A 21,119-nucleotide genomic window follows, 5' to 3' on the forward strand; every position below is an offset into this window, starting at 1 on the left:
GAATGGTCAAATAGAGCGCAGCGGCAGGGAGTCGACCTCCCGCCGGTGGGGCAGCGATGCCTGGGCGCCCATACGGGTTACCGAAATCGATGCGGCCTTACTGGCAAAAGCAACAGCATCGGGCAGGTCGCGTCCCTCAGCGATGGCGACCACCAGCGCCCCGTTAAAACAGTCGCCAGCCGCCGTAGTATCAACAGCTGTTACGGACGGAGCGGCAATCATAGACCCGCCCGCTGGTGTAGAGAGATAGGCCCCGCGCGAGCCAAGCGTGATCACGACGTTGGCTACACCTATCTCATGTAATCGGCGGGACGCCTGTTGTGCCGTAGCTTCGTTGGTAACGCGGACGCCCGTAAGCAGTTCTGCTTCGGTTTCGTTGGGGGTGATGGCGTAGAGACAGGCCAGTACCGCCGGGTCGAGGAGTTGGGCCGGGGCCGGGTTCAGCACCACCCGCATTCCCCGTTCGTGGCTCTGCCGTATGGCGTACTCGACGGTTGGAATGGGCGTTTCGAGTTGCAGCAAGACAACGGTATTACTGGCATCTGTTTCGGCGGCCAGCGCCCGGGCAACCTGCTCCTGTCCAAGCCGGCCGTTCGCTCCCGACGCCACCATGATGCAGTTCTCGCCTTTGTTGTCTACACCAATAAGGGCCACGCCGGAGGGTTCATCGGCATCCGTCGTAACAAAGTCTGTCCGGATACCCTCCCGCTCGAACTGCTGCAGTGCCTGTCGGCCAAAAATATCATTACCCACATTGGCCACAAAGGTTACCCTCGTGGACGAAACGGCTGAATTCGGATCGGCGCTGGTTACGGTTGCCAGCCGGGCGGCTGCTACGGCCTGGTTAGCCCCTTTACCGCCGGGATTCATAAGAAATGTACCGCCTAGAACGGTTTCACCGGGGGCAGGCAGTTTATCGCCCTTGATCACCATATCGGTGTTCGAACTACCAATGACACAAACAACAGAAGGCATAAGGAAAGGGAACAAGTTGTTGAACAAACCTATGGATTAATTGCATCAATCAAAGCCCATTTTTTGCCAACTTAGCTATTTCCATTAAGATTTTAAGTGGTAAAAATTAAGTTGGAATTTCTTTGACTATCGTGTCTTAGTCAGGTATTAACCCAAAATCCAGCCTGATAAGTGGTACAAATTAGTCTGAAGACATTTTTTGATCAGTTAAGAAACGATGGGCGACGCCCTCTCCGCTGATCTCACCCGGCTTTTCCCCGGTGCTACGCTCAAACCCGCCCGCAAGTATCTGTACCGGGTTGTGATGCAGCGTCTGTTTGAGCAGGACAAGCGAATCGACGTTCGCCTTGGTCAGCTTCTGCACGACAGCCAGATTCTTTACGAACGGGGACTAGTTCAGTTTAGCCGGGAGCGACTGGAAAAAGCATAGCGTCTGCCGAACAGCACGAACGGGGCCAGTATGTGGTGATGGCGGCCCGGCAACAGACCCAACAATAGATAGAAGGCGCGGATTCGGAAACGCCGATTACTTAACTTATACCATGCGCTCCACCGAACGGAAACGAAAAACCACGAACCGGCAGTCGGATGGAGAACGGTTGGTTCATTCTGAAGTTGCTTCGACATTGGCTCAACGGACGCCTTCCGCCAGCAGTTTTATCGCGCATTGACGCTTTTAGCGGCCGTTCGACCGATCAGCTGCTGATCCGAAATCTGGATGTACGGCCTTGGTGATGGCCCTATTGACAACAGGTCATCGGATAACGGCATAGCGTATGCCGGGCCTTAGGGAATGAGAACTGTGGATTCAGTTGACAACGTCACAAACCATTGATAGTAACCTTGCCGACTTAGGTAGCGCGGATAAAAACCCGCGCTACCTAAGTCGGCTCTCAATACCCTGGATTTTGTTTTATCTTACCGGGGTTGATATCAATCTGGCTTTGGGGAATCGGGAAGATCAGGTTATTCTCGGTCAGGGCCGTTTTGATACCAATCGTAGCCGCTTTGGCCTGCATGACCGGCAAGGCTCTACCCGTTCGAACCAGATCGAACCAGCGGTGCCCCTCAAACGCCAGCTCGACCCGACGTTCCTGCTCAATGGCCAGCCGCATGTCGGCTTGGGCGGTGATGGTTTTATCGGCCAGCCCAACCCGCTTCCGAATCTGATTCAAAAATGGCAGCGCTTCGGCGGGTTTACCCGTTTCGTTAAGTGCCTCGGCGTACATCAGCAGCACATCGGCATACCGCAGCACGTACCAGTTATCTTCTGAATCGCCGTTAACAATTGGGGGATCGGCGTATTTTTTGATGTAATAATAATCGACCTTAACCCCGCTGCTGTTTACGTAACTACTGGCCAGTGACACATTTCGGCGGGGATCACCGGCTTCGTAGCTATTGTCCAGATCGGGCGTTGGCCGGTTGTTGCCACCTCCACCAAAGGCAATGACCGCGTTGCCGGAGTTTTCCGGGGCGTAGGCATTGGCAAAACCGCTGCCCTCGCCAATGTTGCCTTTCTTATACTGCACTTCGAAGATCGACTCCCGTCCATTCTTGTTGGCCGGTTTGAAGAGATCGGCATAGTTTGGCTGTAAGGCGTACGTGCCCCGGTCGATCACTTCTTTCAGTTTGGCAGCGGCATCGGCATACCGTTTCTGTGTCAGGTACACCTTACCCAGCAAACTTTTGGCCGCACCATTCGTAGCACGCCCTACATCGGCTCCGGTATAGGAAACGGGCAGGGCCGCTTCGGCATCCGTCAAGTCCTTAACGATCTGAGCGTAGACATCGGCTACGGGAGCCCGGCCATATTCATAGCCCTGCAAGGGATCGGTGATTTCTGTCAGGACGAGCGGCACATCGCCAAAAACCCGTACCAGATTGAAATACATCAGCGCCCGCAGAAATTTGGCTTCACCAACGATGCGTTTTTTGAGGGTTTCGTCCATCGTAATACCGGCGATTCGCTCAATCACGGCGTTGGTCCGGTAAATACCCCGGTAGCCATCGCTCCAGCGAGCCAGCGTGAAGGGGTTGGTGGTACGAACATAGAACTTGTCGAACTCGTCCTGATCCGTCACCGAACCAGACAGAACCGGGGTGGTATCGTCGGATGGAATTTCGGCCACAACGTACAACTGCCCGTACTGACCACCGGCCTGTAAAGCGCCATAAGCTCCGTTAAGGGCCGTCAACACATCGGATTGCGACTTAAAAAAGGACGTTGTGCCCACCGCCGAAACCGGAGAAAGGTTTAGAAACTGCTCTTTACAGGCGGTCATACTCAGGGTCAACAGGCCGGCAAGAATATACTTAGTTTTCATGATGCTCAGAAAGAAGGATTAAAAGCCCAGGTTTAAACCAATGGTGTAGGTACGTGCCAGCGGATAGGAACCATAGTCCACTCCGCCCGTCAGAGGACCTTCGTAGCCGCTCACTTCGGGGTTGTAGGCCAGGTATTTGGAGACTGTAATGGCGTTCTGGACACCGGCATACACCCGCAGCGACTGGACTTTTATCTTTTGCAGGAAGGTGCGCGGCACGTTGTAACCCAACGTAATATTCCGGATCCGGAAATACGTGGCACTTTCCACCCATCGGCTTGACACCTGGTTGTTGTTACCCGTCGAGCGAGTATTGGCCCGTGGGGTTTTGCCATCGCCGGGGTTCTGCTCCGACTGCCAGCGACCCAGCACGGTCGTCAGCGAGTTGGCATTGCCTTCCAGGTTTTCGTAGAATCGACGGGATAGGTTCAGAATCTGACCGCCTTGTACACCCTGCGCAACGATGTTCAGGTCGAAGCCTTTGAACGATAACGAGTTGGTAATGCCGTAAATGAAATCGGGCTGGTTGTTACCGATCAGCGTCCGGTCGTCGGCGGTTAGTTTGCCGTCGCCGTTTACATCCGCAAATTTCACGTCGCCGGGGCGGCTGTCGGCGAAGTGCGGATAGGCGTCCAGTTCGGCCTGATTCTGAAAAATTCCCAGTTGCTGATAGCCGTAGAAACTGCCGAGTGGCTGCCCGATCACGGTGATATTCGTTTCACCCACACCCGTACCACTCCGAATGGCATCGCCCGTGGGTCCGAGAGCAAGCACTTTGTTACGGTTAAACGACAGGTTAAGGTCCGTGGTCCAAGTGAAGCCGGTGCCGGAGCCATTAATGTTCCGCGTCGACAGCGCAAACTCCATCCCTTTGTTTTCTACCTGCCCGATGTTACGCACGGCCGTTGAGAAGCCGGTCAGCGTGGGCACTTGTACCTGTAGCAGCAGATCGGTCGTGATGCGCCTGTAGTAATCCACCGTGAAATTTATACGGTTCTGAAACAGGCCCAGATCAAGCCCGACATCGGTCTGGCGACTCCGTTCCCAGCCGAGTTGCGGGTTGGCGATACTGCTCGTTGCCAGTCCGTTTGCCAGTGCATTGCCCAGCACGTAGTTGTCTTTGCTCAATACGCCAATGGCCGGGTAGTTGCTGGTAAACGCGTTGTTTCCTGACAGACCGTAACTGGCCCGTAGTTTCAAATCCGAGATAACGGGTATCGTTTTCATGAAGGGCTCTTCAATGACCCGCCAGCCCACCGATGCCGACGGGAATGTTCCGAAGCGACTGGTTTCGCCAAAGCGGGACGAGCCATCGCGCCGGACGGATGCGTTGAACAGGTAGCGGTCTTTGAAACTATACGTGACGCGGGCGAAGTACGACGCCAGCGACCACTGGTTGCGGGTCGATGTTCCACCGGTAATGGTACCGGCATTGACAGTCCTGACAATATCGTTCGGAAAATTATTGGCGGTAATCTGGCTTTCCTCGAAGTCGTTCCGTTGCGACTCCAGCCCCACCAGTGCATCCATATGATGCGTTGTGCCCAGATCGAGCGTGTAGCTCAGCGTATGGTTCGTTACCCAGTTGATATTCTGGTTCGTATACGCCGAACCCGTGCTGACGTTTGGGGGCAGCAGTTGGTTCAGGACAATGGCAGAGGTCTGGTACTGATTCTGGCGGAGGTAGTTCAGATCGCCCCCGATGGTGCCCCGGTAGCGGAGCGACTTCCAGATCGACAGTTCGGCGTAAGCATTTCCCAGAAGCCGAAGCTGCGTAACCCGGTTGTCGACTTCGGTAATGTTCGCCACCGGGTTAGTAATGCCGGGCCAGTCGTACGGAGCCGCGTAAAACGACTGTGAGTTATAGGTCGTGCCGTTGGCCTGAAAAATGGGAATGAATGGCGGCAGCGACAGGGCCGCATTAATTATCCCGTTGCTCGCCCAGTGCCCGTCGGAATTGACCCGATTTTCGGCCATGAACGTCGGACTGAAACTCAAGCCCACTTTCAGTTTAGACGAAAGCTGGGCGTCGATGTTAGAGCGCACCGTGTACCGGTCGATGCCCGATTTCTTGATGATACCATCCTGCTTGAGGTAATTTCCTGAGATGAAGTACTGCACTTTTTCGGTACCGCCCGATGCCGACAGTTGGTAGTTACTGATTGGCGCTCGCTGAAAAATCATATCCTGGTAATCATAGGTGGTCAGGCTGGCCGGATCATCGAAGTTTACCCCGGTAAACTCACCCCTTGGGTAGCGGTACCGCTGCCCCGCCGGACGCACACTATTGGGGTCATTAACCGACGACCCCGGCACTCGCTCCAGATAGGCCGTATTGAAGGCTTGCTTCGAAAATTCGGCAAACTGCTGTGCGTTCAGCATCTCCATTTTCTTGCTGATCTCCTGCGTACCGGTATAGTAATCGAAGTTGATCCGTGTCTGCCCTGATTTACCGCGTTTGGTGGTAATCATAATCACCCCGTTGGACCCCCGCGAGCCATAGATAGCAGTAGCTGAGGCATCTTTGAGGACGTCTATCTTATCAATATCATTGGGATTAAGCTGGTTCAGGCCACCAGCGTTGGTCTGGCTACCGGAATTAAGCGGCTGTCCATCAATGACAACCAGCGGCCCGTTGCCCGCGCTGATGGAACCCAGTCCCCGTACTTTGATGGACGGTGCATTGCCCGGCGCCCCGGTATTTTGCTGGATCAATACCCCCGGCATCCGTCCCGTGAGCCCTTCTACTACGTTTGTAACGGGCTGATCTTTGATGCTTTGCGTTTGCAGGGATGCAACCGAGCCCGTCAGTTCCCGCCGGTTCTGCGTGCCGTAGCCCACTACGACAATCTCGTTCAGGGTCTTGTTGTCGCTGACCAGTGTCACGTTGACCGAATTTCGGTTTCCAACAAGAACTTCCTGAGTAGCGTAGCCAATGAAGGAGAACACGAGCGTGAGGGTATTGCCCACATTCTGGTCCGGCACATTGACCCGGTAGTTGCCCTCGCCATCCGTAGTTGTACCCCGGCTGGTGCCTTTCACGACTACACTCACACCGGGCAGGCCACTGCCGGTTGCGCCATCGGTAACCCGTCCGCTTAGGGCCTGATCGGCCGCAACAGCGGTTACGGTTTTCACCTGCAGCGACCCAATCTGGTTGATTTCCGACTGGCCGTTACTGGCAACGGCGGCCAGTTGCAGCAGCGGCATCTCCACCGCCGACGTTGGTTTACTACCCTTTTTATCCGCGAGAACGACATAAACGCCCGGCTTTACTTTCGAGAACCGAAGCCCTTTAGGCTTTAGCACGCTGGTCAGGTTACTTTCCAGAGAAGCCGCCGGATCTACGCTGGCGGGATTGACAAGATGGTCGCTGATCAGTCGATCTTCGAACAGAATATCGACCTGATAACGTACTTTAAACTGGTTCAACACCTCGCGAAGCTGAATCGCCTGCGGACTCACAACCTGATGCGTCGTTCGGGTAAACGATTTGGCCGTTGCCAGAAATTGAGCCCGTCCGGGATGGCTCACTGCCAGTTGTAAACTAAGCAGGAAAACCGTCAATAAGCGTACAGAATACATCATTTACGTGGTTAGATTTAGTGATAGGCGTTAATCGGTAAAAGACACGCGGTCATTTTCGCGGATGTAATTGACTTGCAGCAGTTGGGCAATCAACTTCAGCAACTCATTGGCATTCCGGGCTGTGAACGAGCCCGAAATAGTACGACCGGCCAAGTGCGATGTCGCGAGAGTTACGGTCAGGCCGTAGTTTTCGTGGAGAATTTCGGCGATTTCCCGCAGCGACGTTTGGTCGAAATTAAATCGATGATCTTTCCATGCGGCCATAATTTCGGGGTGCGCCGTTCGGGTTAGTGCCAATTTCCCCTGCCGGTTGAGCGTTACCAGATCGCCGGGGGACATGATGAGCGGAGCTCCATTTTTTTGTTCAGTCATCAACTGCACCCGCCCCGACCGAAGCGCCACCCGCGTAGCACGTTCGCGACTGAAAACGGTAAACTGCGTACCCAACACGGTTATGTTCAGTCCTTTAGGCGTTCGTACAACAAATGGCTGATGATTGGGCAGATGCCGAACGGAGAAGTCGGCTTCGCCGGTCAGCTCTACCGTACGCGGATTTTTATGGGCCGCATCGGTGGCTACTGTCCATTCGCCAAATCCAAACCGGGGGAAGCGCAGCACTGAATTGGCATTCAGAGTCACCCCCGAGGCATCGGGTAAGGTTAGGCTGCGGGTCTCGCCAAAGCCGGTTCGAACGGTTTCGTACAGCAACACATCACGAAACAGCCACCCACCGGCCAATACTCCCAAGGTTACGGATGCCGCCAGCAGACCGCTGCGGCTTACCCAACTCCCCAAACGACGACTTATCCCGGATTTCGGGGGTGGTTCCTGCTCCTCCGCAACGGGCGATGTTTCGTTGATCCGCTTTGCTGTTTTTTCGTAGACGAGTTGCCAGTCGGCATTCGTTTGTAAGCGGTTCATTTCCCACTCGTGCAGCCACTGGTAGTATAATTCCCGATTATCCAGTTCAGACAGCCAGTTTTCAACTGATTTTTTCTGTAACGGACTCACCCGACCCGAGAAATAGTCGAACAGAACCGCTTTGTTGATGAGATCTTCCATGAACAACTATTTGCCTGTTGGACACAAGCGTGGCGGATTACCCTTAGTGAAGAAAGTGAAAAAGTAGCAGGCCCATCGGCATGAACACCCGGCGTAGTTGCTGAAGGGCGCGGGCCATATGTGCTTCGACGGTTTTGAGTGCCAGCCCGAGTTCATCGGCGATTTCCTGATTTTTCCGATTCTCAAACCGACTCATCAGAAAGATTCGCTGGCACTGCGGGGGCAGGTCATGGATTACTTTTTCGATCCGTTGAAACGTCTCATCGTACTCGATGAGTGTTTGGGGCGTTTCATCCTGCCCTGTATCACCCACGTCATCGAGTGAAGCGGGGGTACGGCTGGCCGTTAATTCATCGCGGAGGTAGTTGAATGCCCGGTGCCGGACGGCCGCATAGAGATACGTTCGGTAGCTGTGCTGAACGGTAGCGTAGCTCCCCGACTTCCAGAGTTGATAAAACACGTCGCCAACGATGTCCTCGGCCACCTCCCGGGTGTACACGAAACGCACGGCGTGGCTGCACAGGGGTCGAAAATAAAGCCGGAACAGCGTCTCAAACCCTTTTTCGGGGGAGCTGGCAAAGGCCACCCGAACAATATGTTCATTATCAACAACCGGTGTCGTCCGTTCTGAGTTGGAGAGTATCGGTTGTCGATAAGGGTCCTGGTTCAGTATAGGTTTGCCTTCAGATCCAGTCATTGGTTTAGCGGTCAATTACCTGAATGACACGGATCGTTGAACTTACCCTTAGTCAGGCCCTGTCTATTTTTAAATATTTTCCTGATTTCTTCACAAACTAGTTTAGTTACGGAGATTGACGGAATTTGTGTCAGCTCTTACTCCTCGATGGGTGGAGCTAATGCTTCGGCCATCACAAAAGCGACCAACCGTTTGCACATAGCGACCGTCAGAGCAGCGTCTGGACAAGCCTGTAATAGACAACTTTATCCCAACGCATTTTTACGATACGACCGGATAGCCCCTGATGAATAAACAGCATCCGGCAGGGTAACCTGTTGGTTAAAGGCCATCTGCATGGCGCTTCAATCCTGTTGTTTAGTCGTGGAGAAAACGAGACGGCCCGTAAGTACGTGAACGGGCAGCATACTAAGGAGTAAAATTAGCCTTATTGACTAGAACAAGGTATTTTCTGACAGGCTGAGCAGGATTGACATGTGAATCCTGCTCAGCCTGTCAGAAAAGCAATCAGGCATACCGCTCTTTCAGCAGGTTCATCATGAATACGTTTATCTCCCACTGATCGCCAATGGGCAACTGCGTGTAGGGCATAACCGGCATATAGGTGGCCGGGCCAAATTCGGTCGTGACGGTAAGCTGCGTACCAGCCGCCTGATGTGTCTGAACAATTTTATCCCACCAGGCCAGGTGTGTGCTGAGCGTCGTTGCCCACTCCGGAGCACGGGGATCGTTGACCTGCGGCCCTTCCGGATGCCCAACCCGGCTGTGAATATGGTCGGTATGGGCAATGGCCAGACTGACAGCATCGGTCTGATCATCCAGCAGCGACTCATGAACGTTGCACCAGTGCGAAATGTCGAGGCAAAGGCGCAGGTCGGGCAATTCGGTCAGGTACTTCTGGGCAATATGGGCAGCAAAAAGGGCCTTCCCCCGGTGCGTTTCATGGGTGATACGGACGCCCGTTTCGGCCGAAACCCGGCTGGCGATGTCAAAAAGCTGTTTGTTCTGATCGAACGAAAAGTAGTCCTTGCCGGTCTGGCAGTTGATAAACAGCGGTTGTGCTTCAACCAGATTACGGAGGTATTTTTCGTAGTTCCGGCCGTGTTCATCCAGATCGCGCTCGAACGACTGCCAGTATTGACCAATGAACTCAAGATTATGTTCGCGGATGGTATCAACGATGACCTGCCGGGCATCGGCCTCAAGCGGTAACGCCATCTCTATACCGTCGTAACCAGCCGCTTTTACACGCTGGCAGAACATAGGAAAGGGCAGCGTGTTGCCCCATTCGGGGGCATAAAATTTGATTGGCATCGGACAGTTATTTTTTCAGGTCTTTCAGGTAAGCGATGCTCTGCGGCACCTGGGTAGCAATGCTGGGGCTTTCGTCTTCAATGTAATAATGCTGAACACCCGCTTTCTGAGCAGCCAGTAAAACGGCCGGCAGGTCAATCTGGCCCGTTCCCAAAGCCACATCGTTCTCAACCGGCGTCCCGCCGGATAAATTACCGACGACACCCTTGCGAAGGTCTTTCAAATGCATCAGCTTGAAACGCTTTGGGTATTTTTTGAGCAGGGCAACGGGGTCCTGTCCCGGAAAAACCGTCCAGAGGATATCCAGTTCGTAGCTCACGTAGTTGGGGTTGGTATTCCTGACGATGTAGTCGAACAGGGTTCCGTCTTCGTATTTCTCGAACTCGTATCCGTGGTTGTGGTAACAGAAGGTAATGCCGTATTCGTCCTTCAGTTGTTTGCCAAAGCGATTGAATTCATCGACGGTTTTCTTTGCCATATCGAGCGTAAACGGCCCCTGGTGCGGTATCCAGGCCACCCGCACAAACTGGGCGCCGAGCGTTTTGGCATTCTGGCCTACCTCTGCAAGCTTGTTTTGCAGATCGGGATAACCTACTCCGAAAGAAGAGCATTTCATACCGCGTTCGTCAAGTAGTTTACGAAGATCGGCAGCCGTTTTACCGAACAGATTGGAGAACTCCATATCAGTGATGCCATGCCCTTTGATAGTGTCGAGCGTGGCGGCTACGTTTTTCTGAAAACTGTTTCGGTAGGTATAGGACACCATGCCGGGTGTTTGCGGGAACACCTTTTTTTGCGCCTGAGCCGAACCCAGACCCAGCAGAATAGCGAGAGCAAATAAACTGTTTTTCATGAATTGTAACTGGTTAAGCAAACGAACTGATCGGGCGGGGCTATCGGACAAGTGCCCAGGCCTGTTGTCCTTCTCAAGCGAATATCCGTTCGTTTTTACCCTATTATCAGTAAACCGATCAGTTGATACCCTATGCACTTTAGTACTATTAAAGCGCCAAACGTATCCAACATCCCTTGGCGGGTGCCCCGGATTTAAGACTGAACCCATTGATGCAAGCTCCCGGATTAAGAGCCGCCTGGTGCTGTCAATTGATCTACATCAACAGTTTTAATTACCATACCTCATCGGCTGGCCGTGGCGGGTACCGGTAAGTTTGCTCCCGAATAAAACGAGCAAATGTGATGATACAAAGGACGGTTTCCCGACTATATACACCGCACAACGAACAGGGCTTTCTGGGCGCTGGTCATGTGGCACGTACCGTTGTAACGGGCGGCTTCGAGAAAACAGATCCGTTCATTTTCCTGATGGACGACTGGCTGGACAAAAAAGACGACGAACCGGCCGGTGGACCACACCCTCATGCCGGGTTTGAAACGGTCTCTCTGCTGGTTGATGGCGAGATAAAGGAGCGGCTGGAATCCATGAAAAAGGGCGACTTCCAGCTCATGACAGCCGGGAGCGGCACCGTGCATACCGAAACAATCGATGGCCCGACCCAGGGGCGTTTGTTCCAACTGTGGTTGAACCTCCCCCGAAAAGATCGCTGGGTTACGCCCCGCATTCAGCTGTTGCCAGCCGAACAGGTACCGGTACTGGACAAAGAGAGTGTCACGATGCGACTTTACAGCGGGACACTGGCCGGTATTCACTCCCCGATCAGAAACTACACGCCACTCATTGTCGCTGAGTTTACCATGCAGGCAGGCGTTGACAACAGCGTTGAGTTTCCGGCCCATTTCAACGCGTTTTTGTATGTCATCAGCGGCTCGGTGCAGATTGCGGGTAAAGACATAAACCAGGATCAGGTAGCCTGGCTGGATATGTTCGACACCCAAGAGGCCAGTAATCTAACCCTACTGGCGGGCCAAAACGGGGTACGTTTCGTGTTGTATGCGGCCGAGCCAACCCACGAATCCATCGTGTCTTACGGACCCTTCATTGCCGACACCCAGACCGAGATCGCTGATTTGTATAAACAATACAGAAATGGGAGAATGACACACATCGCTGCGGCATCTGACACCCAGAAACTGACTTATTAATTTCTAATCAAAACAAGCATGAGCTACATCATAGGCATCATCGGTTCAGGTCATATTGGCCTTGGACTGGCAACGCATCTGGCCAAAACAAACTACCCGGTGTTGATCACCAACAGTCGGGGGCCAGCGTCATTGACAGAGGTAGTGACGTCCATTGGCGGATCGTTGACGGCCGCTGACCTTAGCCAAACCATCGCCCGGGCAGACGTTTTGTTTATCGCCGTTCCCTGGACACAGTTACCGGATCTGGCCAGCCAATTACAGGGGTATAGCGGAAAAATCCTGGTCGATGCCACCAATAATATCGTCTCGGTCAGCCCTTTCCGACTGGCCGATACCGGGGGCAAACCAACGGGTGAATACGTGGCAAGCATCTTTCCTGCGCAGCGGGTTGTTAAAGCGTTTAATACGCTCCCGGCAGCTACCCTGGCCAAGCCATCGCAAACTAGCCTGGGCCATTCGGTCATTATCATGAGTGGTGATGATGCCGAAGCAAAAAGTACCGTGGCCGACATCACGCGAGCCATGGGGTTCGAGTCAGTTGATCTAGGCTCCTTCAGCCAGGGCGGTCACCTTCAGGATGTGGGTGGTGCCTTATCGGGTATTGAACTTATCAAGGTTAATCGGTAAGCATTGGACTACGCTGAAAGTAGTCCAATGCTTGTTGCAACGCACAGACCAACACTACTTGTATATGGAGATTCAGCACAAAGACAACGGACAAAAAGGGCTGTTTTACGTAGCCGTGGACGGTAAAACAGAAGCCGAAATGACCTACGTATGGTCGGGCGATCAGCGAATAATTATTGACCATACCGGCGTCAGTAACGCCCTGAAAGGCGAGGGTATTGGTAAACAACTGGTGCAGGCAGCCGTTCTGTTTGCCCGCGAAAAACAACTCAAAATACTGCCGCTCTGTCCCTTCGCCAGGGCTGTATTTGACAAAACGCCTGCTTATCAGGATGTGCTCTTTTAACTATCAAAACCATGTGGACAACCCAAAATATTCCTGATCTGGATGGGAAGCAGGCCCTGATTACCGGCGGAAATTCGGGGATAGGCTACGAAATGGGGGTAGCTCTGTACCAGGCCGGGGCTACCGTAACCATTGCAGGACGTGATGAACAGAAGCTTAGACAGGCTGCCGAAGACATGAAGAAGTTGGCGGGAAGAGGTCGTATCGAAACAACTGTTCTGAACCTGGCTAATCTGGCGCAGGTAAAACAAGTTGCGCAGGCTTACATGAGCATGCATCCTCGCCTGGATATTCTCATCAACAATGCCGGGGTGATGATGCCGCCCCCAAGCCTGACCGATGATGGCTATGAACTACAGTTTGGTACTAATTTCCTTGGGCATTTTGCCCTGACGGGTCATCTGTATTCACTGCTGAAACAGACGTCCGGGGCACGGGTCGTTACGCTGAGCAGCGGTGCTTACAAATGGGCAACTGGTATCGACTACAACAACCTGCGTTCAGAAAAATCGTATGATCCCGTTCGTGAATACGGGATAAGCAAACTGGCAGCCATGTTGTTTGCCCTGGAATTGCAACGAAAAATGGACCATACGGACGCGGATTTATATTCCCTGGCGGCCCACCCGGGCATTGTCCGAACCGGATTACAGCGGCATATTGATGCCACGGCTCTGAACACCTACAACGAGGTGATGGACCCCTGGCAGGGCGCCTTACCGGCTCTCTTTGCCGCTACGTCGGCCGAGGCTGTCAAAGGAGAATATTACGGTCCGGATGGTGAAAAAGAACTGACAGGCTACCCCGCCCCTGCGTTCATCAACGAAACGGCGGCCAACAGAGCAGAAGCCGAAACATTATGGACCTACGCCGAGAAAGTAACCGGCGTTTCGTTTTCAACTGATTGATATCCGTGTTTTTCAGGCTTTGTTGATGTACATCAATGGCGTTTTTTATCATACCTCATTATCCTCCGCTTTCCTGAGCGCTAGTTTTGCGCTTCCTTGGAGAAATTACACAGAACATATCATCTCAAAATCTCAACGGCTACACCTAATGAGCAGCACAACCCAGGAGCGCCCGTTTAAAGGCGAACAAGACCCACAGATTTTTTCGGAGGTTAGAGATTTTTTGCAGGCGCTAAACGCAGGTGATGGGAAGCCCGTGGAAGCCTTAGGCCCTACGGATGCCAGACAGGTACTGACCGGTGCCCAACAATCGGTTGAGGTCGATTATTCGGGCATTGTCGAAACAGAAAAGACAATTTCGCAAAACGGCTATCAGGTAAACGTTCACATCGTAAAACCTGATCATGTCCAGAACGGGGCACCCGTGTTCATCTTTATCCACGGGGGAGGCTGGGTGCTGGGCGACTATCCGACCCACCGTCGACTGGTTCGGGATCTGGTGGTGGGCAGTGGGGCCGTAGCGGTTTTCCCTGATTACACGCCTTCGCCCGAAGCGCAGTACCCTACGGCTATCAATGAAATTTTTGCCGTTACGGAATGGGTGGCCGACCATGGCGCTGAAATCGGTGTGGATGGCACTAATCTGGCCGTGGCGGGCAATAGCGTGGGTGGAAACATGTCGGCGGTAATTGCCTTGATGGCCAAAGCCAAAAATGGCCCAAAAATTAAGCTGCAGGTGCTGTTGTGGCCCGTTACCAATGCTGATTTTGGTACCGACTCGTATAACTTGTTTGCCAACGGTCGGTTCCTCACCAAAAACATGATGAAGTGGTTCTGGGATAACTATCTACCCGATACCAGCCAGCGTAACGCAATTTATGCATCGCCTTTGCAGGCAACTTTAGAAGAGTTGAAAGGCTTGCCACCGGCGCTGGTACAAACCGCCGAAAATGATGTATTGCGGGATGAAGGCGAAGCCTACGCCCGTAAGCTCAATGAAGCGGGGGTACCGGTAACTCACACCCGGTATAGCGGTCTGATTCACGACTACGGCCTGTTGAACCCCATCGCTACTGTACCGGCAGTACAAACGGCCCTGTTGCAGGCGGCTGCGGTAATCAAAGCGGCTTTGGCGGTTTAACCGTGGCCGGACAACAGACAGAAGCAATTTTATACCCAAAAGAGCACCCGTCGACGGGTGCTCTTTTGGGTTACGCGCTCTTCTCCGTCAGGATTAGTTAATCAAAACCACTTCCTGGGTTGCGTTGTCGACCAGTATGATATGTGCATAGGCGTTCGTATCGGCCTTACCCCCGGTTGACCGTACCAGCCCGGTCGACTGGCCCATGTATTTCCCTTTGTCATCAGCCTGGAAGCGGTTAACCTCGTAATCGGCTGCATACGGTGCTGTTTTAGACCGGCTAAACGCCAATGTATAGGACCTGTCAGGTTGCAGGTTTGAAAAAATCTGCTCCACCAGATCGGTTAAGCCCACCGGACGCACGGCCAGCCTCCCCTGTCCATGGTTCTTGCTGCCTGCTGGCGCAAGTGTAATCAGCCGGGTAGCGGTCGAATTGATTAATGGCGTCAGGTTAGCCGTGTTCCGGGTGTCGGTCACGGCATTGTCGGCATACACCAACGCTTGCGGACTTTGCCCAATTTTCACCGGCGGCAGCGGCTGCATGGTTTCCAGATTAATGCCCTGTACTTGATCGGCATACTCCAGCCCCACGTACACCAGCTTTCCATCGGGTGCCGCCCAAATGCCATGCGGCAGGGTACCCACATTGATCGTATCGGTTTGCTTAAAATTCTGCTCCGGATCAAATACGCGTACTTTATTTTCCCCGCCAACGGTTGCCAGCATCAGCAGTTTTTTGCCTACATACGTAAACGTTACGTGGTTGGTAATAGCTCCCGTGCTCAGCACGTTGGCAATGGCCTGGGTGCTGGTGTTCAAGACCGTTACTTTCCAGACATCTTTGTGGGTAAACGCCACCCAATCGCCTTTTGGGCTGGTGAAGATATTGGGCGAAAAGGGGCTTACGACGGGTATCTTTTTTACGGATTTATAGGTGGAAGCATTGATAATGTCGAGTTCGGGGGTGAAGCTGGAACACACGTAAGCCAGCTTGCCATCGGGCGAAAAGGACACCATCCCCGGACCATCGGCTACGGGTACCTGCTTAATTTCCTTCATGGTGGCCACATCGATCACGCTGATATACGCTTCGCCCCGGACCGAAACCCAAAGCTGTCTGCCGTCGGGCGTGAAGGTTGGCTCGTGGGGCGAACGCCCAACATACACTGTTTTCAGTACCTTATTGGTTTCTGTAGAAATAAACGTAACGGAGTTGGAGCCGATGGACACTACTGCCAATAACTTTTTGGTCGGCAGATAGCGCAGGCCATGGACCAAAGCCTGTCCCCTATACAAGGGCGAGAGTACATTAGGGTACGGTTTTCCCAGGTCGATTTCGCCTAAAAAAGTATTGGTCGAGGGGTCCACTACCGATACCGTGTTGGACACCTGATTGGCCGTGTATACCCGGTCGTGCGCGTAGTGTGACTGGGCCTGGGCAGTAAGGCTGCCTAGTAGCAGCGCACCTGCGAGAAAACGTTTCTGGAACATGATATTACTTTAAGAACTCATTCATCTGATCAATCTCAATCTGCTGGTTGGCAATAAGCTGTTTGGCATAGGCGTTCACCGGTCCATTCTCAGGGTATCGCAACAGTACTTTCGCCATATCAATAGCCGCCTGGTGGTGTGGCTTCATGACGGCAGCAAACGCTTTATCGGTATCCGTCAGTGCCTGAGCGGGCGGCATCGTTTTCATCATGGTGGCCATCGTTTGCTCCATTGCTGGCTGGAACGTGGAGGGAATGGGGGTTGTGTCGGCACCGGCTTGTTTCAGCCAGAGTTGCATCTGTTCGACTTCGCTTTTCTGTTCGACCCAAATACTTTTGGCTAGCTGCACCATCTCTCCATTTTTGCCATGCATAATTTCATAGTTCGCCATGTCCATAGCCCCCTGATGATGGCGAATCATTTGGTGCAAAAACGCAGTGGCCGGACTGTTGCCAACCGGTGCTTCTGCCATCCGAACCATCATTGTATCCATCATGGCTAAATAAACCTGTTTAGGGCGCTGTTCAGTCATTACATGAGACGAGTGTTGCGCCCGTAAGCCTGATGCCAACAACATGAAAGCGAGAAGAAACCGGTATTTTTTCATTTGTATCCTTACGTTTGATGGTGTTTCAGGTACCCTAAACCAGAAAGGTGCGAAAGCCGCTTATGACCATTACAAATGTAAAGTGGGTTACACCGTCATTTGTTGATCTATGATAATTAAGCCCTGCTCAGGCACTGGATTCCGGTTGGGGACTGGCCTGACTGACAACCAATGGATCAGGCCACTGTCTTTATTGATGTACATCAACGTCTGGCACCAAAGGTGACGCTTACTTTTGGTCATTGAAGTCGTATCGTTTTTGAAAAACAAACCAATTAGCCTACTTATGGACGCTCAGTCAATGATTAATCTTCAGCAGACTCATACCGCCGTCTGGAATGAAAAAGACCGCACAACGCGTGATGCGCTGATGCAAACAATCTATGCCGGCGACATAAAAATGTACGATAAGGACTTTACGCTTACCGGTATCAGCGCCGTTTCCGACTTTATCGACAAGCTGTTTGCGGGAGATGATAATTTCACCTTTACCATAGCAAAACCCATGGAAAGTACGCAGCATGGAGCCCGGCTGTACTGGAACATCCGAACAGGTCCCCAGCCGAATGTCCTGACCGGCATGGATTTTTTTATCGTAGAAAATGAAAAAGTAGCGCAGCTGTTTGTTTTTATGGACGCTCAGTAAGGGATTACGGTCGTTCGGCAAATCCTATTTTCTCATCCTCAAATGTCATGCATGTCATGATCGAAAAGCCCATCGTTCTGGTTACAGGCGCTACCGGCAATCAAGGTGGTGCTGTAACGAAAAGTCTGTTGAAACAAGGTGTATTTACGGTTCGTGCGCTGGTTAGGAACAAGACCAGTGAGAAGTCAAAAGCGCTGGAAGCGCTGGGAGCCGAATTGGTAACGGGCGATTTCGAGGATGTACTGTCGTTGGATAACGCACTACAAAACGTTCACGGTGTCTTTTCCATGCAGGACTTTGCCCACGGTGTCGATACGGAAGTAATACAGGGGAAATTACTAGCTGATCAAGCTAAAAAAGCGGACGTCAACCACTTCGTCTATTCCTCTGTCGGCAGTGCCAATCGCCAGACAGGTATCCCGCATTTTGAGAGTAAGTATGCAATCGAAGCGCACATCCGATCGATTGACTTACCCTACACCATTTTACGGCCTGTCTACTTTATGTATAACTACAGGGGGATGCAGGATATGATAGCCAACGGAAGTATTGAACTGCCACTACGTCCCGAAACAACATTACAGCAGCTATCCGAGCAGGATTATGGCCACATAGTAGCCGCTGTGTTTGCCGATCGGGATCGATTTGCAGGAAAAGAGATAGACGTCGCCAGTGTTGACATACCCATGACGAAACTGGCAGAAGCATTTAGTCGTCTGGTCAATAAGCCTGTACAGTATCGGCAAATGTCGATTGATCGTTTCCGTGAACAGGCGGGCGAAGAATCAGCCCGGATGTTTACCTGGTTTGAAACAGTTGGCTACAGCGCCAATTTAGCAGAATTAGAAAGGATGTTCTTTCCACTCTCATCCGTTGAGGAATATCTGAATCGAAACTGGGGCACTGGTTGATAGGTAAGCTTATTTTTTTAGCGATTGATGGCGAATGCGACTCAATGTTTCCTTGGTTATACCCAGGTAAGATGCGATGATATGCTGCGGGAAACGCTGCAAAAATTCAGGATATAGTTTGATCAATTCCGCATAGCGATGTTCAGCCATATAGTTCATCGATGTATTCAAGCGTTTTTGAGCAGCCATATGCTGATTATCGTCAAGCTTTATCCGCATTTCGTTGAAGGCAGGAATCGCGTTTACCCGTTCATAATACCCATTGGTTTTTGGCAACAGGAGCAGCTGGGTTTCCTCCCAGGCATCTATATTGTAAATGGACGGCGTTTCTTTATGAAAGCTCTCACGGTCTGACGTCCACCAGTTTTCGATGCATAAATTTAGTACGTGCTCGTACCCTTTTTCGTCGACTGTATATTGGCGGGTAGCCCCTTTCACGATGAAAGCGATGTATTTGCAGACTTCGCCTTCCTGTAATAAAAATTGCCTTTTTCTTAGTTTTTTAGGAATAAAAGCCTCCTCGATCAGGCTGATATCCGCTTCAGATAGCGGAATAGATGATCGTTCCTGAATATAGTGTACTAGCGACGTGAGCATTGAAACAAGGTTGTACAGCAGAACAGGACAAAAGTACTTACCTGAAGCATCCGTTTCAAGCGCAAGCGACTAACTACATTTGGACAGATAATAAGCAGGAAGTGTTTATCCTGAAATCCGTAATGAGCGAATGAATGGCCCATCCAGTTCAAGGTGGTACTGCAAAACAGCCGGGCTTCCGGGAAATGTGCCGCTAACTTCGACGGTCAGTTTGGCCGCTGCACCGGCTTGATTGTAATCGATAGGTCTTAGCTGCATACGGTACTTTTCGGTCGCCTGCTGTATCCATTGCCTGATTTCGTCTCTGCCCGAATACGACGATCCTTCATCAGAAACGGTGGCTGCGTCTGTAAAATAGCTTACAAAAGCAATGCTATCCAGGTTGTTTTGCGCCTTAATGAGGCCATCTATGTTGTCAGGGAGTTTCATAGCTATATAGTTTGAGATTGATAGGGCTTTGTATCAATGCCCGTTTGGATACTACCGGTCTATATGGTGGGTATAGTGCCGCCGTCAATGACAAAGTCGGTACCGGTGAGGTAGGCCGCTCTGGGCGAAACCAGGAAACCAACCAGCTCAGCGACTTCCTGTGGCCAGGCGGGTCGGCCGAAGGGAATGCCACCCAGTGCATCCATCACCCCCTGAGCCGCCTGTTCGGCAGTGCCGTCTGAACTCTCGGCAATACGCTCCATCATTCGGCTCGAAGCCGTGGTCATAATCCAGCCCGGCGATACGGTGAGTACGCGTACTCCTTTTGATGACACTTCATTCGACAGGCTTTTGCTATAATTGACCAGGGCCGCTTTTGCAGCGGCATATGGCAGCGTGGAGTCATATAAGGGCAGTTTCGCCTGGATAGACGCAATGTGTATAATGACCCCTTCCCCAAGCTTGAGCATGCCGGGCAGTAACCCGCGATCCAATCGCACGGGCGCCAGCAGATTAGTCTGAAGCGATGACTCCCAATCGTCATCAGACAGGGCGGCAAACCCACCAGCAGGCGTTTCTGAGCCACCCATATTATTAACCAGGATGTCCGGATTGCCGAACGTTGCGAGCAGTTCGTCGATCACTTTCCGGGTTCCGTCCGGTTTGCTTAAATCGGCAGCGATAAAATGAATGCCATCCGTTTCGGTTTCCGGCCTGTTTCTGGCCGTAATGATCACCCTGGCACCCGCTGACAGCAGACGATCGGCGATTGCCTTACCAGTCCCTTTACTACCTCCGGTAACCAGGGCAATTTTGCCCGCCAGTTCGTTTTCAAAGTTAAAGTCCATAACGCTCTCGATTTGTTCAGGGCAAATTTCGGGCGTATGGCAGGCGCTGACAAGTACGGATTAACGAATCAGATAGGGATAAATTTATCCCTATTGACCGGCCGCAGTGCCTATGGTTATCTTTGTCGTATGTACGAACGAAAGACACTGCCCGAGTTGAACTGCGGACTCGACCTGATTGGTGAAGTACTTTACGGAAAGTGGAAGATGCGGCTTTTGTGGTTTATCCACGAAGGGTATAAACGTCCCAGTGAGCTACAACGAAAAATTCCTGGTGCTTCCCGGCGCGTACTGAATGTACAGTTAAAGGAGTTGGAGAGCCATGAACTGATCGGGAAAGTGATTTACCCGGTTGTCCCGCCCCGAGTGGACTACTATCTCACCGATTTCGGAAAATCACTCATCCCCGTTATCGGCGCCATCGGGCAGTGGGGCGATCAGCACGACCAGCGTTGGCGAACGCTCATCTTGAAGAACATCAACCCGTAACCCCCATGTTTGTTGAACAGCCAATTGACAAGGGCCTGGTTTTTATGCATGA

General features: G+C 52.2%; 22 protein-coding genes. 10 read left to right on the plus strand and 12 right to left on the minus strand.

What is annotated here, in order from left to right:
• Positions 1-6: 6 nt before the first annotated feature.
• Positions 7-975, minus strand: coding sequence for a ribokinase (gene rbsK, locus ACYVJM_RS26055; RefSeq protein ID WP_461151156.1), 969 nt, complete (start codon positions 973-975; stop codon positions 7-9).
• 217 nt (positions 976-1,192) lie between these two features.
• Between rbsK and ACYVJM_RS26060 the strand changes: the two genes are divergently transcribed.
• On the plus strand, positions 1,193-1,405 hold the full coding sequence (locus ACYVJM_RS26060; RefSeq protein ID WP_461151157.1) for a hypothetical protein: 213 nt from the start codon (positions 1,193-1,195) through the stop codon (positions 1,403-1,405).
• Between the two features lie 112 nt (positions 1,406-1,517).
• Positions 1,518-1,646, plus strand: coding sequence for a hypothetical protein (locus tag ACYVJM_RS26065; protein ID WP_461151158.1), 129 nt, complete (start codon positions 1,518-1,520; stop codon positions 1,644-1,646).
• A 222-nt stretch (positions 1,647-1,868) separates the two neighbouring features.
• On the opposite strand, the gene ACYVJM_RS26070 is transcribed toward ACYVJM_RS26065, so the two are convergent.
• From ACYVJM_RS26070 to ACYVJM_RS26095, 6 genes are all read right to left on the minus strand, one after another.
• A complete protein-coding gene (locus tag ACYVJM_RS26070; RefSeq protein WP_461151159.1) occupies positions 1,869-3,302 on the minus strand; it encodes a RagB/SusD family nutrient uptake outer membrane protein in 1,434 nt (477 codons plus the stop codon).
• 18 nt (positions 3,303-3,320) lie between these two features.
• Positions 3,321-6,890, minus strand: coding sequence for a SusC/RagA family TonB-linked outer membrane protein (locus ACYVJM_RS26075; RefSeq protein ID WP_461151160.1), 3,570 nt, complete (start codon positions 6,888-6,890; stop codon positions 3,321-3,323).
• Positions 6,891-6,917: 27 nt separating this feature from the next.
• Positions 6,918-7,952: a FecR family protein gene (locus ACYVJM_RS26080; RefSeq protein ID WP_461151161.1), complete on the minus strand. Its 1,035-nt coding sequence runs from the start codon at positions 7,950-7,952 to the stop codon at positions 6,918-6,920.
• Positions 7,953-7,995: 43 nt separating this feature from the next.
• Positions 7,996-8,649, minus strand: coding sequence for an RNA polymerase sigma-70 factor (locus ACYVJM_RS26085; RefSeq protein WP_461151162.1), 654 nt, complete (start codon positions 8,647-8,649; stop codon positions 7,996-7,998).
• 507 nt (positions 8,650-9,156) lie between these two features.
• Entirely contained in the window at positions 9,157-9,963 is an 807-nt protein-coding gene (locus tag ACYVJM_RS26090) for a sugar phosphate isomerase/epimerase family protein (RefSeq protein ID WP_461151163.1), read from the minus strand.
• A gap of 7 nt (positions 9,964-9,970) precedes the next feature.
• Positions 9,971-10,816 (minus strand): sugar phosphate isomerase/epimerase family protein, encoded by an 846-nt coding sequence (locus ACYVJM_RS26095; RefSeq protein ID WP_461151164.1) that lies wholly within the window; start codon positions 10,814-10,816, stop codon positions 9,971-9,973.
• Positions 10,817-11,160: 344 nt separating this feature from the next.
• On the opposite strand from ACYVJM_RS26095, the gene ACYVJM_RS26100 reads away from it, so the two are divergent.
• The 5 genes from ACYVJM_RS26100 (at position 11,161) to ACYVJM_RS26120 (ending at position 15,049) form a co-directional block, all read left to right on the plus strand.
• Complete coding sequence (locus ACYVJM_RS26100) at positions 11,161-12,024, plus strand: pirin family protein (protein ID WP_461151165.1); 864 nt, start codon at positions 11,161-11,163, stop codon at positions 12,022-12,024.
• A gap of 18 nt (positions 12,025-12,042) precedes the next feature.
• The gene (locus ACYVJM_RS26105) at positions 12,043-12,654 is read left to right on the plus strand and encodes an NADPH-dependent F420 reductase (protein ID WP_461151166.1); all 612 of its coding nucleotides are present in this window, start codon (positions 12,043-12,045) and stop codon (positions 12,652-12,654) included.
• Positions 12,655-12,718: 64 nt separating this feature from the next.
• Complete coding sequence (locus ACYVJM_RS26110) at positions 12,719-13,000, plus strand: GNAT family N-acetyltransferase (protein WP_461151167.1); 282 nt, start codon at positions 12,719-12,721, stop codon at positions 12,998-13,000.
• 11 nt (positions 13,001-13,011) lie between these two features.
• On the plus strand, positions 13,012-13,908 hold the full coding sequence (locus ACYVJM_RS26115) for an oxidoreductase (RefSeq protein WP_461151168.1): 897 nt from the start codon (positions 13,012-13,014) through the stop codon (positions 13,906-13,908).
• A gap of 148 nt (positions 13,909-14,056) precedes the next feature.
• On the plus strand, positions 14,057-15,049 hold the full coding sequence (locus ACYVJM_RS26120; RefSeq protein ID WP_461151169.1) for an alpha/beta hydrolase: 993 nt from the start codon (positions 14,057-14,059) through the stop codon (positions 15,047-15,049).
• A gap of 93 nt (positions 15,050-15,142) precedes the next feature.
• Here the strand turns inward: ACYVJM_RS26120 and ACYVJM_RS26125 are convergent, their stop codons facing one another.
• Together ACYVJM_RS26125 and ACYVJM_RS26130 are read right to left on the minus strand one after the other, a co-directional pair.
• On the minus strand, positions 15,143-16,540 hold the full coding sequence (locus ACYVJM_RS26125) for a YVTN family beta-propeller repeat protein (protein ID WP_461151170.1): 1,398 nt from the start codon (positions 16,538-16,540) through the stop codon (positions 15,143-15,145).
• Between the two features lie 4 nt (positions 16,541-16,544).
• Positions 16,545-17,072 (minus strand): DUF305 domain-containing protein, encoded by a 528-nt coding sequence (locus ACYVJM_RS26130; RefSeq protein ID WP_461151171.1) that lies wholly within the window; start codon positions 17,070-17,072, stop codon positions 16,545-16,547.
• Between the two features lie 361 nt (positions 17,073-17,433).
• On the opposite strand from ACYVJM_RS26130, the gene ACYVJM_RS26135 reads away from it, so the two are divergent.
• A complete protein-coding gene (locus tag ACYVJM_RS26135; protein WP_461151172.1) occupies positions 17,434-17,793 on the plus strand; it encodes a nuclear transport factor 2 family protein in 360 nt (119 codons plus the stop codon).
• Between the two features lie 47 nt (positions 17,794-17,840).
• A complete protein-coding gene (locus tag ACYVJM_RS26140; RefSeq protein WP_461151173.1) occupies positions 17,841-18,704 on the plus strand; it encodes an NmrA/HSCARG family protein in 864 nt (287 codons plus the stop codon).
• 9 nt (positions 18,705-18,713) lie between these two features.
• On the opposite strand, the gene ACYVJM_RS26145 is transcribed toward ACYVJM_RS26140, so the two are convergent.
• The 3 genes from ACYVJM_RS26145 to ACYVJM_RS26155 form a co-directional block, all read right to left on the minus strand.
• The gene (locus ACYVJM_RS26145) at positions 18,714-19,301 is read right to left on the minus strand and encodes a Crp/Fnr family transcriptional regulator (protein WP_461151174.1); all 588 of its coding nucleotides are present in this window, start codon (positions 19,299-19,301) and stop codon (positions 18,714-18,716) included.
• Positions 19,302-19,406: 105 nt separating this feature from the next.
• Positions 19,407-19,730 (minus strand): nuclear transport factor 2 family protein, encoded by a 324-nt coding sequence (locus tag ACYVJM_RS26150; protein WP_461151175.1) that lies wholly within the window; start codon positions 19,728-19,730, stop codon positions 19,407-19,409.
• Positions 19,731-19,789: 59 nt separating this feature from the next.
• The gene (locus ACYVJM_RS26155) at positions 19,790-20,578 is read right to left on the minus strand and encodes an SDR family oxidoreductase (RefSeq protein ID WP_461151176.1); all 789 of its coding nucleotides are present in this window, start codon (positions 20,576-20,578) and stop codon (positions 19,790-19,792) included.
• A gap of 129 nt (positions 20,579-20,707) precedes the next feature.
• On the opposite strand from ACYVJM_RS26155, the gene ACYVJM_RS26160 reads away from it, so the two are divergent.
• A complete protein-coding gene (locus ACYVJM_RS26160; protein ID WP_461151177.1) occupies positions 20,708-21,067 on the plus strand; it encodes a winged helix-turn-helix transcriptional regulator in 360 nt (119 codons plus the stop codon).
• The last annotated feature ends 52 nt before the right edge of the window (positions 21,068-21,119 follow it).

The organism is Spirosoma pulveris (genome assembly GCF_054781875.1).

What these genes read in the sequence shown, in the direction of transcription:
- ACYVJM_RS26110 (WP_461151167.1), top strand. Translation starts at nt 12,719, where the DNA reads ATGGAGATTCAGCACAAAGACAACGGACAAAAAGGGCTGTTTTACGTA.
- ACYVJM_RS26070 (WP_461151159.1), bottom strand. Translation starts at nt 3,302, where the DNA reads ATGAAAACTAAGTATATTCTTGCCGGCCTGTTGACCCTGAGTATGACC.
- ACYVJM_RS26125 (WP_461151170.1), bottom strand. Translation starts at nt 16,540, where the DNA reads ATGTTCCAGAAACGTTTTCTCGCAGGTGCGCTGCTACTAGGCAGCCTT.
- ACYVJM_RS26140 (WP_461151173.1), top strand. Translation starts at nt 17,841, where the DNA reads ATGCATGTCATGATCGAAAAGCCCATCGTTCTGGTTACAGGCGCTACC.
- ACYVJM_RS26080 (WP_461151161.1), bottom strand. Translation starts at nt 7,952, where the DNA reads ATGGAAGATCTCATCAACAAAGCGGTTCTGTTCGACTATTTCTCGGGT.
- rbsK (WP_461151156.1), bottom strand. Translation starts at nt 975, where the DNA reads ATGCCTTCTGTTGTTTGTGTCATTGGTAGTTCGAACACCGATATGGTG.
- ACYVJM_RS26085 (WP_461151162.1), bottom strand. Translation starts at nt 8,649, where the DNA reads ATGACTGGATCTGAAGGCAAACCTATACTGAACCAGGACCCTTATCGA.
- ACYVJM_RS26145 (WP_461151174.1), bottom strand. Translation starts at nt 19,301, where the DNA reads ATGCTCACGTCGCTAGTACACTATATTCAGGAACGATCATCTATTCCG.
- ACYVJM_RS26120 (WP_461151169.1), top strand. Translation starts at nt 14,057, where the DNA reads ATGAGCAGCACAACCCAGGAGCGCCCGTTTAAAGGCGAACAAGACCCA.
- ACYVJM_RS26135 (WP_461151172.1), top strand. Translation starts at nt 17,434, where the DNA reads ATGGACGCTCAGTCAATGATTAATCTTCAGCAGACTCATACCGCCGTC.
- ACYVJM_RS26075 (WP_461151160.1), bottom strand. Translation starts at nt 6,890, where the DNA reads ATGATGTATTCTGTACGCTTATTGACGGTTTTCCTGCTTAGTTTACAA.
- ACYVJM_RS26065 (WP_461151158.1), top strand. Translation starts at nt 1,518, where the DNA reads ATGCGCTCCACCGAACGGAAACGAAAAACCACGAACCGGCAGTCGGAT.
- ACYVJM_RS26095 (WP_461151164.1), bottom strand. Translation starts at nt 10,816, where the DNA reads ATGAAAAACAGTTTATTTGCTCTCGCTATTCTGCTGGGTCTGGGTTCG.
- ACYVJM_RS26115 (WP_461151168.1), top strand. Translation starts at nt 13,012, where the DNA reads ATGTGGACAACCCAAAATATTCCTGATCTGGATGGGAAGCAGGCCCTG.
- ACYVJM_RS26160 (WP_461151177.1), top strand. Translation starts at nt 20,708, where the DNA reads ATGTACGAACGAAAGACACTGCCCGAGTTGAACTGCGGACTCGACCTG.
- ACYVJM_RS26155 (WP_461151176.1), bottom strand. Translation starts at nt 20,578, where the DNA reads ATGGACTTTAACTTTGAAAACGAACTGGCGGGCAAAATTGCCCTGGTT.
- ACYVJM_RS26105 (WP_461151166.1), top strand. Translation starts at nt 12,043, where the DNA reads ATGAGCTACATCATAGGCATCATCGGTTCAGGTCATATTGGCCTTGGA.
- ACYVJM_RS26060 (WP_461151157.1), top strand. Translation starts at nt 1,193, where the DNA reads ATGGGCGACGCCCTCTCCGCTGATCTCACCCGGCTTTTCCCCGGTGCT.
- ACYVJM_RS26090 (WP_461151163.1), bottom strand. Translation starts at nt 9,963, where the DNA reads ATGCCAATCAAATTTTATGCCCCCGAATGGGGCAACACGCTGCCCTTT.
- ACYVJM_RS26130 (WP_461151171.1), bottom strand. Translation starts at nt 17,072, where the DNA reads ATGACTGAACAGCGCCCTAAACAGGTTTATTTAGCCATGATGGATACA.
- ACYVJM_RS26100 (WP_461151165.1), top strand. Translation starts at nt 11,161, where the DNA reads ATGATACAAAGGACGGTTTCCCGACTATATACACCGCACAACGAACAG.
- ACYVJM_RS26150 (WP_461151175.1), bottom strand. Translation starts at nt 19,730, where the DNA reads ATGAAACTCCCTGACAACATAGATGGCCTCATTAAGGCGCAAAACAAC.